This window comes from Nostoc sp. ATCC 53789, assembly GCF_009873495.1.
Taxonomy (GTDB): domain Bacteria; phylum Cyanobacteriota; class Cyanobacteriia; order Cyanobacteriales; family Nostocaceae; genus Nostoc; species Nostoc muscorum_A.
This window is the reverse complement of record NZ_CP046705.1, coordinates 46,348-64,625: the sequence shown is the minus strand read 5'-3', so window position 1 is coordinate 64,625 and position 18,278 is coordinate 46,348. Positions and strand designations below refer to the sequence as shown.

Below are 18,278 nucleotides of genomic sequence, written 5' to 3'. Positions count from 1 at the left end.
CTACCCACAGAAATCATCTACCCGAATATCCCGCCAGACATCAGAAACCTGCCAGCCGGAATTACCCACAGATTGTACTGGAGGATTGTCAAGCAATGGAATATAGTCAGGAACTCTAGGCTCTGAAATCGCTACTGGTTTCTCCTCAACCTCAACCACAGGGGCTGGAGAATTGGCAGTATTAGCTTGAAGAAGTTGGTCTTCTGCTTCTTCAATTAATTTCATCTGTCTCAGCGTGAGCTTGTCGGATTTTTTGATGATTTTCTTAGTGTGTATCTCATTAGAAGTTTTCATTGGCTGTTCTCTCGAAGGCATTGGCTTAAAATTTTGATGAGTAAATTTGGGAGAAGTTAGGTATAAATAATTTGCACAGAATTAACAAGGTACACCAAATGTATGGGAAATACGAGTCCCAAATTGTAAGAATTTATTAATTGTGTACAAATTTCTTTTTTGTGCAGATGCACCAGCATAATCTGTTGCACAGATGCAAGTATCAAGCGATCGCTTCTTCATCATGGCTGTACTTCAAGATTGTTTTGTGGTTTTGACTCCTAATAAGCAGATAATGGATGGTTAAGAGTTCATGTTGAAGTCATACGGTGTACTAATCAAGAATTTCAGGTTTTACCCCGCATTGTTGCACTGGCGATCACTTCGTCGTAGGCTGAGTATTTTTTTTACCTCCCCTAAAATCCCAAGGCATCACTGGCTGCGATTAATTCCAAAACCCTAACTTTTTACGTTTGGCATCAGCGTCAGCTTGGAGAAATTGTTCTTTTGTAAACAGGAGGACTTTATCTTCTTTTGTTTCCAAAATAAGAATTGCTGCATCTTTCGTCGTATTGTTTGTCTTGAGGAAAGATTTTTGAGAATTATTCGGAAATTAGTGATTTATTGTTGTAGTTCGGCAGGTCAACGTAGATTTGCGATGTTTTGTCAAAAATTAGGGTTGCTATATGGGTGGGAATATCTACGCATTACTAGTTGGGATTGATGAGTATTTAAATGTTTCTCCATTGCAGGGCTGTGTAAATGATATAACTGCAATCAAAGAGTACTTAGAAGGGCGGGTAAATACTGATAGATACCAAGTACATCTACGCACATTATTGAACAAAGATGCTACCCGGCAGAGAATTATTGATTGCTTTCGTCAACATCTGTGCCAAGCGGGAAGTGAAGATATGGCATTTTTCTACTACGCAGGGCATGGTTCTCAAGAAGAAGCCTCGGAAGAGTTTTGGACTATAGAACCAGATCGACTCAATGAAACCCTAGTTTGTTACGACAGTCGGAGTCCGGGGGGCTGGGACTTGGCAGATAAGGAAATGGCAAAGCTGATTGCAGAGATAGCCCAGAAAAACCCTTGCATTACGATCATTATGGACTGTTGTCACTCAAGCTCTGGCACCCGTGGTGATATCGAAGCGGATACCGCAGAGCGGAAAGCTCCTATTGATAGAAGAAAACGCCCGTTAGAAAGCTTTATCTTGTCCAATAAAGATGCCGAGCAACTATCAACAGAGCGGAGTCTGGCAAATAATTCCACTGGCTGGACTTTACCACGAGCAAAACATATTTTTCTAGCAGCTTGCCGCGATCACGAAACAGCGAAAGAATACAATGCTGATGGCCAACGTCGGGGAGCATTTTCTTATTTCTTACTCGATACCTTAAAAAAAGCCAATGGCAGTTTAACTTATAGAGATTTATTCAAACGCACTAATGCTTTAGTTCGCAGTAAAGTTGCAAATCAATCCCCCCAATTAGAAGCAACAGTACTAAATGATTTAGAACAACCGTTTTTGGGAGGAGCAATCGCCGGACGCAAACCCTATTTGACTGTCAGTTATCACAAAGATCATGAGTGGGTAGTTGATGGGGGTACGGTTCATGGAATTCCTCAACCTTCTGGCGATGAAACAACCTTACTGGCATTATTCCCATTTGACAGTTCCCCCGAACAAATGCAGGAATTGTCAGCAGCGATATGTGAAGCTAAAGTCATTGCGGTTATGCCGCAGCTGAGTCTAGTGCAGATTAGCGGTATTGAGACTTTAGAACCAGATATGACTTTTAAAGCAGTTGTCACTAGTCTACCCCTACCGCCTAAAGGTGTTTTGATTACAGGTGAATCAGCAGGAGTGAAATTAGCTTGTGCCGCGCTGCTGGCGATAGGGACAGAAAAACCGTCATCATTATACCTTAAGGAAGTTGCAAAGCCTGAAGATGCCGAATTGAAGTTACTTGCTTGTAATGGGCAATATCTGATTACTCGCCCAGCCGATGACCATTCAATAGTTGCTCCCATTCAAGGTTATACAGAAGAAAATGCCTTACAAGCGATTGAGCGATTGGAGCATATTGCCCGTTGGACAAATATTGCTGAACTCTCCAGCCCAGCGACCAGTAGCATTCAAGCTTCGGCAGTGCAAATGGTCATTTATCAAGAAGGGGAAGAGATTAAAGATGCTCAGATTAGTTTCCAATACCAACAGCAAAATGGTAAGTTGAAAAGTCCGACTTTTAAAGTCAAACTCAAAAATACTAGCAGTCGAGAACTTTTTTGCGCCCTTCTGAATCTAACAGACAGCTACGCAGTTGATCCCCAACTTTTGGAAACTGGAGGTGTCTGGCTCAAACCAGGAGAGGAAGCTTGGGCATTGAGAGGTGAAAATATTTATCCGACAGTGCCAGAAAAACTTTGGAAACAGGGAATAACTCAGAGCCAAGATATTCTCAAACTGATTGTTAGTACTGCTGAGTTTGATCCTACCTTATTGAGACAAAATGAGCTAGACTTGCCTTTTTTCCCTCAAAGAGAAGTAAACAGAGGGCGGGGAACGCTAAACCGTTTGATGAAGCGCGTGCAATCGCGCGAACTCAGATATGCACCAGAGGAAGAGGAATTGTATGATGACTGGATTACCAATCAAATTAACATTACTACTGTGCGTCCCAAAGTATAACCTAATTTTCAAACCTTAATCAGTATTTTTTATTAGTCTTCATTTTGAATTCCAAAAAAGTAAGTATGCAGTGAGGTTTGATGAATACATCATTTTTAAACAAGTAAAAGAACTAACCGATGAAGGAACTATTTTTATGTATGAGTTTTCTAGGAATCTGGCATTTATCATCGGCATCAATAATTACACAAATGGTCTTTCTTCTCTACAAAATGCTACCAATGATGCCAAAAAGTTAGTTGAAGTATTGCGAAAAAAGCATAGTTATCAAGTATGGGTATGCTTAGATGAAGTGGCTACCCTTAAGAGCCTGAAAAATTTTCTAGAAAAAACTCTTCCACAACACGTTACCGCAGATGACCGCTTATTATTTTACTTTGCGGGACATGGAATTGCCCTTAATGGTAATGATGGGCCCGAAGGTTATTTAATTCCCCAAGATGCCAAACTGGGAGATACCAAAACTTATCTACCAATGACTTATTTGCAGGAGTACTTGAGCGATTTACCCTGTCGTCATTTCCTGGGAATTCTCGATTGCTGCTTTGCTGGTGCATTTCGCTGGTCGACTACGAGAGATTTATTAGTGGCACCGGAAGTGATTCATAAAGAACGTTATGACCGCTTTATTACTGACCCAGCTTGGCAAATAATTACCTCTGCTGCTTATGACCAAAAAGCTCTAGATGCCTTTAACTTGAATACAGAACGTGGTCACATTGACGGCCATTCGCCCTTTGCGGCGGCATTGCTGGAAGCGTTAACAGGTTCTGCTGATGTCTATCCGACTGCTAGTAATGGCAAACCCTCTGGAGACGGCATCATTACTGCTACCGAACTCTACTTATATTTACGCGATGCAGTTGAACCAGCAACTCAAGAAAATCGCCAACGACAAACCCCTGGAATTTGGCCGATGAAGAAGCACGACAAAGGGGAGTATATTTTCCTTACTCCAGGGCATCCACTTAATTTACCACCAGCGCCACCTTTAGATGAATCCCAAAACCCTTATCGGGGGTTGCAATCGTATGAGGAAAAACACAGTCATCTGTTTTTTGGCAGACAGGCGTTGAGTCGTAAGTTATATGATTTCATCAGTCAGCAGCCGTTAACTGTGGTAATGGGAGCATCAGGAACAGGAAAATCAAGTTTGGTAAAAGCAGGTTTAATTCCCTATATCAAGCAGTTAGATGCCAAGTCTAATTTACCTTTATGGCACATCCTGTCTCCGATGCGTCCGGGAGAGACACCGCTCAAGACTCTAATTAATACCTTAACGTCGGACAACTTGCCTATTTCTTCAATAAACGCCCTTACTTTAGAGCAAAAAGTTGAAACTTTTTTAAGCAGCCTTGCAACTTGGAGCCAGTTTAATTCAAATTCAAAAGTATTACTAATTATTGACCAGGCAGAAGAGTTAGTTACCCTTTGCCGGGATGAGCAAGAACGAGAAAAGTTTCTTGATTTGTTGGGACAGGCAGTAGCTAAGTATTCACAAAATATACGGCTTTTATTGACGCTTCGCATCGACTTTGAACCCCAAGTACAAAATTCCGCCTTAAAACTACATTGGCAAGCGGCACGCTTTATAGTCCCAGCAATGACAAGGGAAGAATTACGCTCCTGCATTGAGGAACCAGCATCAATACGGGTGATGTATTTTGAGCCGCATAACTTGGTAGAGCAATTAATTGATGAAGTAGCACAGATGCCTGGGGCATTACCTCTACTTTCTTTTACCTTGAGTGAGCTTTACCTGAGATATTTAAGGACTATTAGAAAAGGTAGAAGGTACAATCGAGCTATTACCCAAGCAGATTACGAAGAACTGGGAGGGGTGACACGCAGCTTTACCCAAAGAGCAGATAGTGAATATGAGGAGTTAATCAAACAGGATAAAGCCTACGAGCAAACTATCCGCAATGTCATGCTGCGAATGGTAGCTGTAGGAGAAGGTGAATTAGCTCGCAGACGTGTCTTATTAGGGATTTCCAAGAAATAAATTATCGAACCACAGAGGCACAGAGAACACAGAGAGAGGGGAAATACAGAGGGTTTTTGCGTCAGTTTTGGCATATTTTTTTATTTGGAAGTCCCTTATCAGAATTAGAGTATCCAGAACCAGAAAACCAACGGGTAAAAGAGGTAATTCGAGGCTTTTCAGCAGCACGTTTACTGGTTGAAGGACGACGAGATACTGAAGGTGATCCTTATGTAGAGCCTGCTCATGATGCTTTGGTGTGGGGTTGGCAAAAACTGCTAGCTTGGAAACAGGATAAGCATCAACAGGAAAATCTTGTTTTGCAACGGCAACTAGCAGTTGTTGCAATGGATTGGAAAAATCAGCAACCAGAAAATTTTTATTGGGATTCAAATCCTCAAAATTGGTGGCAGCAATTAGTGAAAAAAGACCAACAAAAAGGTCTGCTATGGTCTCGCAACCCACGTCTTGCCTTTTTAAAGCAGGTACTTAATTCTCCAACAGATAACTGGTTAAATAAGATAGAAGTAGAGTTTGTTCGTAAGAGCCTTCGACACCAAGTTCAGAACCGTATAAGCTTATTAGGTGTAGGAATTTTAGTCTCAACTGGCGCATTGTTTATTGGTTTTAATAGGTGGAATCAAAATCAACAAAATCAAATTATAAATTTAGTAGAAGATTCAAAAAGGAAATTTGAGTCTAATCAACAATTAGAAGCTTTGGTAGTGGCGTTGCAAGCAGGGAAAAAAATTCAATTACCTGTTATCGCGGATACTAAAACCAAAATAACAGTGATTCAATCTCTTCAATCAATACTTTATAGTATAAAGGAATTCAATAAGTTTAAAAAACATAGTTCTACTGTTACTGCAATGAACTATTGTAATGACGGCAAAACATTCGCTTCAGTTAGTGATTTTAGTACAGGTACGATAAATCTCTGGGGAATAGATGGAAAATTAATTAAAAGTTCACAAAAACTAAATACAGAAGTCATAAGTGCTGCCTTTAATCGAGATTGTAAAAAGATAGTTGTCGGGAGTAGAGATGGTAAAATTGAACTTAGGAATATAGACGGAAATTTAATCAAAACTTTCTTAGGACATAAATTCGATGAAGTTACTAGTGTTAGTTTAAATTCCGATGCTAAAATACTCGCTTCGGGTACCGATAAAGGTATTATTACCCTCTGGAATGTTGAAAACGGCAAGCAATTTTGGTCACTTCAAGGACATTCTAAAGAAGAAAATGGTGAGGGAAATCCTAAAGGGTCTGTTGTAAGTATCAAATTTAGCCCTGATGGTAACTTACTTGCTTCATCTGGTCGTTGGGAAGGTACTATTAAACTTTGGAGTTTAGATGGTAAAAAAATTGCAACTATTAAGGATAAGAATGATCGAAATAGGTTCAGTAGCTTCGGATTTAGCCCTGATGGCAAGCTCATAGTTTCAGGTAGCCGTGATGGTATTGTTTCCGTATGGAAGCTTGACGGCAAGCTAGTTCAGAAGAAAAAAAACGATTCTAAATCCTTTTCAGGAGCAATGATCAATACTCTTGAATTTACTCCAGATGGCAAGACTATTGCTTTTAGCGATCGTGACGGTAATATCAAAATATGGAATTTAGATGATACAGAAATTTCCACAATTAAAGAGCATACTAGTGATGTTAAAAGTCTCAGCTTTAGCTTAGATGGCAAAACACTAGCTGGAGGAACTAGCAACGGTAATATTACAGTTTGGAATCTAGTAAGTGGACAACCTACTATTAAATTTGATCGTCGTCACGTTAAGATTAGTTTTAGCCCAGACAATAAAAGTGTTGCGATAGGTGGCTTTAAATTTATTACATTCTGGAGCTTGGACGGAAAACAACTCAAGAAACTTGAAGTTCCAAGTAGTCCTCCATCTCTGGAACATACTAATGACGTTGATAGCGTTAGCTTTAGTTCGGATGGGAAAGTACTTGCTGCTGCTGCAAACGGAATTATCCAACTTTGGAATGTCGAAAAAGACGAGTTGATCTGGAAAATTCCATCGAACGGCATAAATTCTTCCAGTAGCTACAGAAGTATCAGTTTTAGCCCAGATGGTAAAACGTTAGCAACACCAGTTAGTTCTGGAGAACTCGAGCTTTTAAACTTAGATGGTAAAACGCGTTTATTACTTAAAGGGTCTTATGTCCATTATGGCGAAGAATTCAGCTTTAGCCCAGATAGCAAAATTTTAGCAGCTTTAAGTGATAAAGACAACATAATCAAACTCTGGAGTACACAAAACGGTAAAGAACTTCCCTCATTTACTGTAGATGCGGAAGAGTTGCACGGAGTCACTTTTAGCCCAAATGGTAAAGTACTTGCTGCAAACAGTGGCGGTAATATTTACATCTGGAATTTGGAAACGCGTAAAGTATTACAAACAATAAATAGTGGAAGAGTTAATAGCATTAGCTTTAACCACGACAGTAAGATTTTGATTTCTGGCGGTTCTGATATCAAACTTTGGAACATCGAAAATGGTGAATTATTTGCCACCTTGCCCTTTTACGCTTCTATTGTTAGGTACAGTCCAGATGGCAAAATATTAGCTTCGATAAATAATGGTACTGTAACCCTATGGAACTTAGATTTAGAGGATTTGCTACGGCGTGGGTGTAGTTGGGGACGCGACTATCTAAAGCATAGCCCAAATGTCAGTGCGAGCGATCGCCATCTCTGTGACGATGTAAACCCGGATTTCTTCTAAGAAACTTCTTGTGCTGTGGGGTTAACGATTAAATCGCAACCGATTTTTTGAGCGGCTTTCTTGAGGTGATTAATCATGCGCTGCTTGTGTTTTTGTTCGTAGGAATCAGCACCAGGGTCTTGATAAAGCTCACCAGTAGACCACAGGTGATAAAAAATACGAGCTAACTTATGGGCAGTGGCAGTAATTGCTTTAGGGGCACCAAGTTGAGCTTTTTTGCGACGATAGAAAGCACCGATTGCAGATTGAGAACGAATCAAGGAAAGAACTGCAACCCGAAATGCAGCTTTCTGCACGATTAACAACTTTGCTCCCTTTGAGAACTAAGAGCTTTACCGCCACTAATACGACTACCAGGACATAACCCTAGCCAGGAGACAAAATTTTTGGCACTTTTAAAACGTTTTGGATCGAGTCCAACTTCGGAAATAATTGTTTGCACTGTTAGAACATCTAAACCATCAATTGAGGTGAAATCAACACCGCTAATACGGTAAAGGTGAGAGCGTAAGTCGAAGTTGGGTGCATTACGCCTTTTGTTTTGACTTTTACGAGTAATCTTCAGAGGTGGTTGATCTTGGTTTTTGTCTTCAAAGTTCTCAAAGCATTTTTGGATTGCTAAGTCGCATTTTTCAATTTGGGCAAGGTATGTTTGGTACAAATACAGTTCTTGAGAGAGGATAAATACATGTTCTGGACGATAGTCTCCGGTTAAAGCAGCTTCAATATCTGCTTGTGTGCTTTTTACACGTCGGTCTCGATATGTAGCTAAAATCGAAGGGTCTCGTTCTCCGGCGATGATTGCTTGGATAATTTTGAGTCCTGTCACACCTGTGATGTCGCTTAAGACTTGATGTAAATGCAGGTTCATCTCGGATAGGGCTTTCTGCATCCGTTGGATATGAGTACTACTACTACGAATCAGATTATCCCGTTGACGTATGTAGCTGCGTAGCACGCATACTTGGTCATCCGGTCGAAACGAGCCTGATAATAAGCCGTAGGTATGTAATTGTTGTATCCATTGGCAGTCAAGTACATCGCTTTTGCGTCCCGGCACTGTTTTGATAAAGTGGGCATTTACTAGCTTTACTTCAAACCCTTTGGTTTCTAGTATTTGAAACACTGGTATCCAGTAAACTCCTGTCGATTCCATTGCTACGCTTGTGATTCCACACTCCTTTAACCAGTCTGCTAAGGCATGTAAATCCGATGTAAAACAGCTAAAACATCTTACGTGTTCTTCGTCTCGTCCTGCTGGTATACTGACCCAATGTTCAGATGCTCCAATATCAATTCCTGCTGCGTTTAGATTTATTTGTGCCAATTCTTCGATATTTTTAAATTGGATTTTTTTACCTTTTGCGCGCTTTCGTTGATTTTGCTGCTTTGACATCCTGAAGAACCATTTATTTATTCAAGAGTGAAAGTTTACCCTGACCTGGACTGCGAGAAATATGTAATTCTTCTAAACGGGATAGTACGCTTAATTCAGCTCCTTCACCAATATTCTGTTCGCTATAGCCCAGAACCACGCTCACAAACGGGCAATAAAGCACCATTGAAAATTCGGTTTTAACTGTCAGGGTACTTTTTGAGGATACCGTGCTTTTTATCCCTGTGAATTTAGTTTCTTTTATATTTGTGGAGGGGAAACGAAGTCCCTCCTCAACCGCTCACAAGTGCGAAAAAATCATTGAAATGAGCAAAATTGAGGTTAGGATAATCTTACTTTTGTCAATTAGAAATTATGCTTAAAAACTGGAAAGAGCCGAGGTATTAAGTTAACTCTTATACTGAAATTATGGGTTAAAAATGATTTAGTGGAAGGGGTTGCGCTAGATGAGGCATACCTGGATGTTACTGAGAATAAGCAAAACATCCCCTATGCTTCTACTATCGCAAGACATATCAAAACTGCGATTCTCCAGGAAACTCAGTTGACAGCAACCGCAGGCGTATCGATTAACAAGTTTCTTGCAAAAATGGCATCAGGTCAAAATAAGCCCAATGGACTAACGGTGATTTTACCGGAGCAAGCGATCGCTCAATAAACAGGTTGGGAAACATTATCAACGTTATTTGCCATAAGTGTTTAGAGCCACCAAACAGTTGCAAGTGTTTTAGCTGAGTGATTATTGTGTAACAGGTGTACCGTTTAAAGTCATCACAGGATCGCGATCGCAAAGGCTAATATCAGCTTTCCAACGGGAGGGGAATTTTGAATCAATGAAAGTGACTTTAAATCTGCCCCAATGATAAGTAGGTTTCCCATCTGCCCCTTCTCTATAGGTATCGCAACGTACCGATGAAGACTTTTGTACCCAGTAGCCATTGTATGAACCTCGGTCATTAAACACTCCTGCTAAACCATCAATGAAGATTACTCCATCGCTACCATAACGCCACACGGCAGTTTTATTACGATCTTCTTGATAAACCACTTTATATTCTTCCGTTTTCCAAACCTCATCTGCTAGAGCTTTTTGAGGCGCAGCAGTGCAAATTAATAAGGCTAAAGTCAGGAGAACATAGTTATTTTTCATAAATTTGACTTTGATCAATTCAAAATTTGGCATGAATTATGAGGTCAATTTTCTCACAGTTTTATGCGCTATTAATCGTCTTTTTGTAGCCCTGGTTTTGGAGTACAAAGTTGTCTAGGTAGTTGTTGAATAACACGCATAAAAGGAGATGGATCATTCAACCCTTGTGACAAAATTAAGGAACCTTGAATAGCAATCACTGCATCTTCCCCTCGATATTTGGCGAGTTCTTCATCCATACCACTTTCGATTAAAACATTAGCAATCGCATTAATCCAGATACAGAATAAAGCATTAACTCTAGTGTGAAAGATATCACGGGCTGAACCCATTAATAAAATGGCAGACATACAGGGTTGGTGTCCTCCTTCATAAAGTTCGCTCAGGCGATGGCACATCCTCTGTAATCGTGTTAGCGCATCACCTTGGGAGGTAAGTGCTGTCAAGATGTTTTGGGCTAACCACTGTTGAAGAAAATCTAGCACTGTCTCAACCATTTCATCCTTACCGCCAGGAAAGTGATGATAAAGGCTGGCTTTCCCAAGCCCAGTAGCTTCAGAAATTTTAGATAGAGTTGCGCCATCATACCCGAATTGGCGAAACAGCCGTATGAGATATGGAATATATGTTTCTTTGGGCATTGTAAGAGTTGAGAAAAATAGATATTGACATTATACCGAACGAACGGTACAGTGATTCTATACCGAACGAACGGTACAGAGATGAGACAGGAAGTGCCACTTAATTTCTGTGATTAAACTTGTTCGTTCTTACCTCATCTGAAGGATTAATCTATGATTCAGCTTTACGGTTACGAACTCTCTGGCAACAGCTATAAAGTAAAACTAATGTTGTCGCTATTAGGCTTAGATTACGAATGGGTAAAAGTTGATTTGCCTAGAGGAGCGCACAAACAGCCAGAATTTTTAGCACTCAATTCTTTTGGTCAAGTGCCAGTTTTGGTTGATGGAAATACTATATTGGCAGATGCTCAAGCAATTCTAGTTTATTTAGCTCGACAGTATGGCACAGAAGGGTGGTTGCCTCTGGAGCCAGAGCCGATGAGTCGTGTAATTCGCTGGTTATCTACAACTGCGGGAGAAGTTCGGCTTGGCCCTGAATCGGCACGTTTATATCACCTGTTTAAAGCTACTGACATCAATCTAGAACGAGTAAATCAAAAATCAGAGTTTATCCTCACACAACTTAATAATCATCTAGCGGAAGGTGAATGGCTAGAGTTGGGACATCCTACGATTGCCGATGTTGCTGTATTTCCATACATCGCCCTCGCCAACGATGGTAAGATTTCTCTCGAACCCTATGCTCATGTTCAAGCCTGGATTGAACGGCTCAAGCATCTCCCCGGTTTTATTGGAATGATTGGTATTGAAGAACCTGCTAGAGTTTAGGAGCGCACTATGCCACGCAAATTTGGAGAAATTGCTTTTACTCCTGAAGTTGAAGCCGCGCAGTCACAACGGGGATCACGGCAAACCTATGAACGCTACATTGCCAACGGCCCTGCCAATGATTCAATTACACTAGAAATTGCCGAATTTATTGCTCATTTGGATGGGTTTTATTTGGGAACAGTCAGTTCCAATGGCTATCCCTATATCCAGTTTCGTGGAGGAGCGCCCGGTTTCCTGAAAGTGTTGAATGAGAAAACCCTGGGATTCGCCGATTTTTCTGGGAATGTGCAGTACATTACCGTAGGCAATCTTGAAGGAGAAGCAAAAGCATTTCTGTTCCTGATGGATTACCGCCAACGCAGACGTATCAAAGTTTGGGGTAAGGCAGAATATGTTGAAGGGGATAGTGCTTTAATTGAGCGACTTCGCATCCCTGGCTATCCAGCAAAAGTTGAGCGAGCTATTCTATTTCATGTCGAAGCTTTGAGTGAGAATTGTTCTCAACACATACCTATCCGCTATTCTGCTACCGAGGTTGAAGCTATGATGGCTCCCCTTGTGGCTCGAATTGAAGAGTTAGAACAGAAATTCGTTGGGGAATAATGCAGATATGGTATTTGAACCAAGTAGTGCCAATGTACTATAAGACTGGTAATATAGTATTTTACTAAGCATCGGTTAGCCTAACTTTCTAATGCTTCACTCTGCTTTCAAGTGAGAAAGATAGTTCACGTTGATATGGATGCTTTTTACGCATCGGTAGAGCAGAGGGACAACCCTAGTTACCGAGGTAAACCGTTAGTCGTCGGTGGCAGTCCGAATCAGCGAGGCGTAGTTGCAGCAGCTAGTTATGAAGCTCGTAAGTTTGGTATGGGAGCAATGCCCTCAGTAACTGCTTTTGCAAAATGCCCCGGACTGATGGATGAGTAGCCAATGTGCCACGAAATTTTTTGCTGTTGTTGCTTAAAACCAATTACCAATTAATACATAGGCAGCCCAGTAACCAGGGCGACTATAATTAGGATACTTAGTTAATAATTTTACTTGAGCGCGACGCAAAGCTTCTGCTTTACTCACTTTAGCATTGACTAATTCATTGTAAAATTCACCAATTAAGATGGCAGTAGATTGATCATTGATGTGCCACAGAGAAGCGACTGTGCTACGTGCGCCTGCTTTTACAGCCGCGCCTGCCAACCCTAATGTAGCGCGGTTGTCACCTGTGGCAGTCTGACAAGCACTCAAAACTAATAATTCTATGATTTGCGTATTAGTGTCGCTCTGACTGCGGAGTAATTTATCGAACTGTAAAACATTGATAGAACCATCAGAAGCGAGGATAAAAGTATCTTCTGGGCGAGAACTAAATTGCCCATGAGTCGCCAAATGTAAGACATTAAAAGGAACAGTATTTACATTTTTTTCTAGAGTGCTGCTGGTAAAGTCTTGATCTAGTAGTTTTTTGGTAGATGCTCCTGTTTGAGCAATGAGGTCAAATTCTAACTTGACTCCTGGTAAGGGTGAGAATGTTGGGAAATCCACCGGAGGCTGCACTAAACCAGCAGCCAGTACTTTCAATGATGTTTGAGCCAGAGGTTTGGGAGCTAATAGTTGAAGCCCTAAACTGAGAGCAACAGCGTATTTTTCTACCAAATATTTTTCGCCATCGTAAAGAGCAGCTAGTGGTATATTTTTTAATGCTCCGTCCAGTATGAATACTAGGGTATTAACTCGACTTGTGGCTAAATCAGATTCAATAGGTTTAATTAACCAGTTATAGACTTCTTGGGAAAGAGCTTGTACTTCCTCCGTTCTATCCGGTTCTAAAATGTATTCCCGCAATTCTCCCAAGGTGCGCTCAACTTCAACCTGGGATTTGTTAACTGTATAATGGCGCAGTGGTTGCTGAGGAATTTTAACAATTACTTGCAGTTGTTCTGGCAGAATAATTGTATAAAGTATGGCAGCGTTGGGATTTTCCTTGTCTACTATTTGATCTAAAATTACCTTCTGTCCTTGTAAACAAGCTTCTCGGAAAAAGTTATCCAGTTCTGCTAACTGTAACGCTTCTATGCGTATTCTAGCTTTATCTAATGTTTTAATATCGGGTTTTTCTCCAGAATTTTGCAGCAGTAAAACCACCGACTCACGATAAACTGGCTCTACATTATCTCGGAAATTAAACTGTATATCCTGATTGACTGCTACTAAGTCAGTACGCAGCGACTCTAATGTTTCTACAGTTGCATCATAAGCTGCTATCGCTCCAGTAAAATTACCTTGGGCTTTTAATAATCTACCCATCTGCCATTGCCACAAATAAGTAATTTCCGGTGCGTTGCTAGTTTGTGCCAATATCAAAGCCTGTTGCGTCAGGTTAATAGCCTCAGCAAATTGTTGGTTTTTTTCATACAAATTACCCAAATTACCTAAAGCATAGGCTTCGGCTCGGATATCATCCAAACTCCGGGCTTGTTGTACAGATGTAGCCAGGAGTCGAGCAATTTGGGATTTGGGAGTATTTAAAATAGACAAACTGTGAGCAAAGTTAATCCAGGCGTAAATCGATGGGCGTGAGGGTGGAAGTTGTGCAATTAGAGATTGAATTTCTGGAATTAAGATTTGTGTTGCTGTAAATTGTTTTTCCTCAATTAGTAAATTGAGATGATTGAGTTTTGCTTGAACTTTTGTGAGGGGTGAAGTTGATGTATCAAATGTTTTTTGGTAAAATGCGATCGCTTGGAGAATTTTTTGTTGATTCCGAGCATTATTTCCTAAACTAAGCAGACTTGAAGCAATATTTTCTGGTGATTTTAAACTTTGATAAATTGTTAAACTTTGTTCTAAAGCCAGCCGAGATTTTTCTGATTCTCCTACATTTTCTAATGTATCACCAAGGGAAAGTAAAACTGTTGCTTTTGCCAAAGAATCACCTTGAGATGCTAAGGTTTGATTTACCTGTTCTAGTTTTTTAATAGCTTGTTTATTAAAACCTCGATTTCTTAATGCTTGAGCTTGATAAAGTAGTGCCAAAGCAATACCGTTTTTATCTCCCAGCTTGGTGTAAATATCTTCAGTCTGTTTCCAAGTACTAAGAGCTGCTTCTGGCTTACCTGTCAAGAGTTGTAAGCGTCCTTCAATATCTAAAGTTTGAGCTAAAACTGCTAAATTTTTATTAGTTGTACCAAGTGGTTGAAAGCCTTGTAAATCTAAGCTATTGGTAATGGCAATTTGAGCTTGTTGCCAATTACCAAGTTGTTGATAAGCCAGAGATAGATTACTCAAAGCTACAGATTGTTTTAAAGTATCTCCCTGCTGTTGATATGCCTGGACTGCTTGCTGTAAAACTTGCACCGCCTCAGCAAATCTACCACTTTCATATAATTTTTGGCTTTCGAGAATTTTTGATTGTGAATCTTGATTAATTATTGCCGTTCGAGAAATGTTTGCGATCGCTGGACTCAGCACAACACATAAGAGTAAAGTTAACACAAATAGTAAACAAAAATTAATAATCTTCTTCACTTCTTTTGTGTCTCCATACCTCCGTCGTTAATTAAACCACGGAGTCACACACAACAAGCCCCTTGCAACTAAAAACGTAAAATTTCGCGCTCATATTCTGCTGGTAAAGGTGTGACTTCCCAAACTAACCCTTCACCGGGTTCTAACATCACCTCCACATACAATTCTTCTACAGGTGTTGCTGCTATATCTTCATTATTAGGAAATGGCTGTAAGTCTTCCGTCAGCAATCTGAGTTGAAACCCTACAGGAATCATGATTTCTGGATTTGTATTGCGTAATTCAAAACGCCAAATTTGTTCTTCTGGGTTGCCTTTAGGGAAAATTCGTAATTCATAAGTATTACCAGCTACTGATATTTGTCGAGATAAACCGAGAATAGACGCTTCGCTTTCTAGACTCCTCATCCCTGAAGACAAGGCTGTAAATTGTCGTCGTTCCCAGCCGAGTTGTTGAGCAAAATTTGATACACCTTCTTGCAGCCATTGTCCGATTGATGCTGGTTGGACAATTCCTTGGCGTAATTCATACAAGCGTTGTCGCCAACCGCCATGAGCGATTAATGCTCCCCAAAGAGAAAAAGGGATTTCTAAGCGGGGGAATTTGATATCTGCATTACTTAATCTGTGGAGTAAATTGGCTGCTTGGGTTTGGGGTAAAGGTGGTAGGGGAGCAACCGACGCACGTCTGATTTCTTCAGGATACAATTGACGAGTTACCCAAAGCACATTCAAGTCTGAGATTAAATGATCGGATTCTAAACTGTAAGTGCGATCGCTCTCATCATAAACCCCTAAAGTTTTTAATTGTTGATGAGTTGAATAGCCCAAAATTCTAATCCACTCCTCATCAGGATTTACTTGCACCGCTAAGTAATAATCCGCCACCAATTCTGGAATATCCACCCATTCTTGAGATACACGCAACTCATCGACATCCATCGCTAAGGTAGGAAGTAAAACCAAACGAGAGTTATCAAAACTTATAGCTGCACCATTGACTATTTCCCAAAAACTTGGTAGGGCCGCTATGTTAGGATGCACTCTAGCATTGGGTGTAATTTCCTCTTGCAACCAAGCTAAAAATGTACTCGAACAGATTTGATTGAGCCAAGCACGCTGATAGCCACCAGGCGTAGAGTAGTTATATTCTACATTTGGCAATGTCTGAATTATTTCTAGCACCAAATCATTATCAACAGGGAAAGCAAGGGAAGCATCAAACATAATCTCAAGAGGTTCTACTTTAAAGGTGTCAGAGGGAGTGAGTATAGTAATTGTTAAGCCACTCTTCTAGACTTTTACTAATGGCATCCAGTACGATAGGTGTAGGGGAGATATGCAAAGTATTGATACTCCACTGCGATAGGGTAGTGAGCAATGAGCGTTTAATGGTGGTAAGACGGCGAGAGACTGTGTATTGCTTCATTTCTAACTGTTGGGCGATTTGTTGTTGAGTTAGCTTTTGCTGATAATAAACTTGGAGTAATTTTTGAGCCTGAATATCCAACGCTGCTAAAGCATCCATTAAAACTTGATTTAATTGTGCTTGTTGTGTTTGTCTAGTTGTAGATTCTTCTTGTGCGATGATTTCGGTAAGTAAGGATGCTGGTAAATCTGCGGGTAATATATCTAATAAATTACCTGATTCTTGCCCATTAATAGGAGCATCTACAGAGACAAACTTGGGGTAAAGAAAATCACGCACCGCTTTAGCGCAGGTACTCAGCCATTTTTCCAAAGTTTCTGGAGTCAGTTGGCTCAAGCTTTGTCTATTGTAAAGCTGAGTGATTGTTTGCCATGTAATGGTACTCGGTTTTCCCAACTGACGGATAGTTTGGCTCTCACTGGTGTAGAGTTCCTTAAAACATTCCCAAGCTAAGACATAACTATTGATAATTTGACTGGTACAACCAGCATTATTTAAGGAATTTACCAACCGCTTCCGGCTAATTTTATGCAGTAAAGCCCAATCTGTGCATATATCTGCTTCCTTTCCTAGACGTAATGAATCTTTGAGGAAACGCTCAAAAGCATATTTTGCATAGCTTTTTAAATTTGTACTGTATTCAGGATTAAAATTTTTGAGAATTTTATGAATGCAGGAAATAGCTATCTGAAAACAATCAGCAACAGAAAATTGACTGATAAAGTTTACGGCTATTTTTCTAGCAACCCAGTAGCATACCTCTTGTAGATAAGCGGAAATATGTCCCACGGCTAGAGGGCTAGATTCTATTTGCCAGATTTTGTACCAATAAAGCACCCAAAAATTATCAGATTTCTGTTGCGGGTATTGCTCTAAGCATCTTTTGATACTTCGCTGTAGTTTGTTATCTGTTGCCCAAACGCTGAACCTATCTGCATCAAACTGCACAAAGGTCGAGAAGATTTCAATAATGCCCTGTCGGGGTTGCATGAAAATTATATAAGTATAAGGAAATTTCAAGTTTACGAATTTCTACTTAATTGTAATACACAACATTCCAGGTATTTCCGACATTTTATAAAAAAAATTCCCACTAGGTGCATAAATACTCAAAGCCATCGTAGAAAGGCACAGGAAGACAAAAGCACAGGTAAATACCTGAAGCCAAAAGTCTATTCCTAAAAACATCATAAAAAAAGTAGGAGAAAAATAGATGTCTAAACAACAAGTCGTGGAATTTTTCCAAGCTGCTGCCAAGGATGAAGTATTAACAGAAAAGGTCAAGTTTGCTACTAGCCCATCAAGCATGATAGCGATCGCTATTGAGTACGGCTATGAGTTCACCGAAGATGAACTGCTGCAATTTGAACTAGAACGTCGGCAAACTAAGGGTGAACTTGAAGAATTATCTGATCAGCAAATGGAAGCAGTTGCAGGTGGTGGGCTAATAGTATTTGGTATTTGCTTGGACACACACCGTACCCATATAGGTACAAAAGACCCAGGTCGGTGTTGCTAACAGGACTGATGTTCAGATAGGTCTTCCAGGGCTTAAACATTTGAAATATCAATGATATATAGCCCTAATTACCTGCTACCAAACATAAAGTTAAGGCCAGTCTGCATACTATCTTCACTGGTGATACTTGCTGACTGGTTTTTCT

General features: G+C 40.3%; 12 protein-coding genes and 3 pseudogenes. 8 read left to right on the top strand and 7 right to left on the bottom strand.

All coding sequences use genetic code 11. The features are described from left to right. Nucleotides 1-294 carry a hypothetical protein gene (locus GJB62_RS32025; protein WP_114084681.1) on the bottom strand — a complete coding sequence of 98 codons (294 nt, stop codon included), beginning with the start codon at nt 292-294 and terminating at the stop codon, nt 1-3. Between the two features lie 665 nt (nt 295-959). Between GJB62_RS32025 and GJB62_RS32020 the strand changes: the two genes are divergently transcribed. The 3 genes from GJB62_RS32020 to GJB62_RS32010 all read left to right on the top strand — a co-directional run bounded on the left by GJB62_RS32020 (nt 960) and on the right by GJB62_RS32010 (nt 7,700). Beyond that, nucleotides 960-2,972 (top strand): caspase family protein, encoded by a 2,013-nt coding sequence (locus tag GJB62_RS32020; protein ID WP_114084680.1) that lies wholly within the window; start codon nt 960-962, stop codon nt 2,970-2,972. 136 nt (nt 2,973-3,108) lie between these two features. Beyond that, nucleotides 3,109-4,977, top strand: coding sequence for a caspase family protein (locus GJB62_RS32015; protein ID WP_114084688.1), 1,869 nt, complete (start codon nt 3,109-3,111; stop codon nt 4,975-4,977). 56 nt (nt 4,978-5,033) lie between these two features. Continuing rightward, a complete protein-coding gene (locus GJB62_RS32010) occupies nt 5,034-7,700 on the top strand; it encodes a WD40 repeat domain-containing protein (RefSeq protein ID WP_114084679.1) in 2,667 nt (888 codons plus the stop codon). On the opposite strand, the pseudogene GJB62_RS32005 reads toward GJB62_RS32010, so the two are convergent. Beyond that, nucleotides 7,697-9,096 (bottom strand): annotated as a pseudogene (locus GJB62_RS32005) (IS110 family transposase). The gene GJB62_RS32010 and the pseudogene GJB62_RS32005 sit on opposite strands and share 4 nt — an antisense overlap. 421 nt (nt 9,097-9,517) lie before the next feature. On the opposite strand from GJB62_RS32005, the pseudogene GJB62_RS32000 reads away from it, so the two are divergent. Further along, a pseudogene (locus GJB62_RS32000) lies at nt 9,518-9,742 on the top strand (DNA polymerase IV); the annotation flags it as partial. A gap of 93 nt (nt 9,743-9,835) precedes the next feature. Here the strand turns inward: GJB62_RS32000 and GJB62_RS31995 are convergent. Together GJB62_RS31995 and GJB62_RS31990 are read right to left on the bottom strand one after the other, a co-directional pair. Continuing rightward, a complete protein-coding gene (locus GJB62_RS31995) occupies nt 9,836-10,246 on the bottom strand; it encodes a hypothetical protein (protein WP_114084687.1) in 411 nt (136 codons plus the stop codon). Between the two features lie 71 nt (nt 10,247-10,317). Continuing rightward, a complete protein-coding gene (locus GJB62_RS31990) occupies nt 10,318-10,887 on the bottom strand; it encodes a TetR/AcrR family transcriptional regulator (protein WP_114084678.1) in 570 nt (189 codons plus the stop codon). Nucleotides 10,888-11,040: 153 nt separating this feature from the next. Here GJB62_RS31990 and GJB62_RS31985 point away from each other — a divergent pair, with 153 nt between their 5' ends. The 3 genes and pseudogenes from GJB62_RS31985 to GJB62_RS31975 all read left to right on the top strand — a co-directional run. Next, a complete protein-coding gene (locus tag GJB62_RS31985) occupies nt 11,041-11,658 on the top strand; it encodes a glutathione S-transferase (RefSeq protein WP_094344691.1) in 618 nt (205 codons plus the stop codon). Between the two features lie 9 nt (nt 11,659-11,667). Continuing rightward, nucleotides 11,668-12,264, top strand: a complete 597-nt coding sequence (locus GJB62_RS31980) for a pyridoxamine 5'-phosphate oxidase family protein (RefSeq protein WP_094344690.1) — start codon at nt 11,668-11,670, stop codon at nt 12,262-12,264. A gap of 135 nt (nt 12,265-12,399) precedes the next feature. Next, nucleotides 12,400-12,573 (top strand): annotated as a pseudogene (locus tag GJB62_RS31975) (DNA polymerase IV); the annotation flags it as partial. Between the two features lie 51 nt (nt 12,574-12,624). On the opposite strand, the gene GJB62_RS31970 reads toward GJB62_RS31975, so the two are convergent. From GJB62_RS31970 to GJB62_RS31960, 3 genes are all read right to left on the bottom strand, one after another. Beyond that, a complete protein-coding gene (locus GJB62_RS31970) occupies nt 12,625-15,186 on the bottom strand; it encodes a CHAT domain-containing protein (RefSeq protein WP_114084676.1) in 2,562 nt (853 codons plus the stop codon). A 68-nt stretch (nt 15,187-15,254) separates the two neighbouring features. Further along, nucleotides 15,255-16,412, bottom strand: coding sequence for a DUF1822 family protein (locus tag GJB62_RS31965; protein WP_114084675.1), 1,158 nt, complete (start codon nt 16,410-16,412; stop codon nt 15,255-15,257). A gap of 28 nt (nt 16,413-16,440) precedes the next feature. After that, nucleotides 16,441-17,604 (bottom strand): sigma-70 family RNA polymerase sigma factor, encoded by a 1,164-nt coding sequence (locus tag GJB62_RS31960; protein WP_114084674.1) that lies wholly within the window; start codon nt 17,602-17,604, stop codon nt 16,441-16,443. Between the two features lie 223 nt (nt 17,605-17,827). On the opposite strand from GJB62_RS31960, the gene GJB62_RS31955 reads away from it, so the two are divergent. Then, nucleotides 17,828-18,133, top strand: a complete 306-nt coding sequence (locus GJB62_RS31955) for a Nif11-like leader peptide family natural product precursor (protein WP_114084673.1) — start codon at nt 17,828-17,830, stop codon at nt 18,131-18,133. Nucleotides 18,134-18,278: the final 145 nt, after the last annotated feature.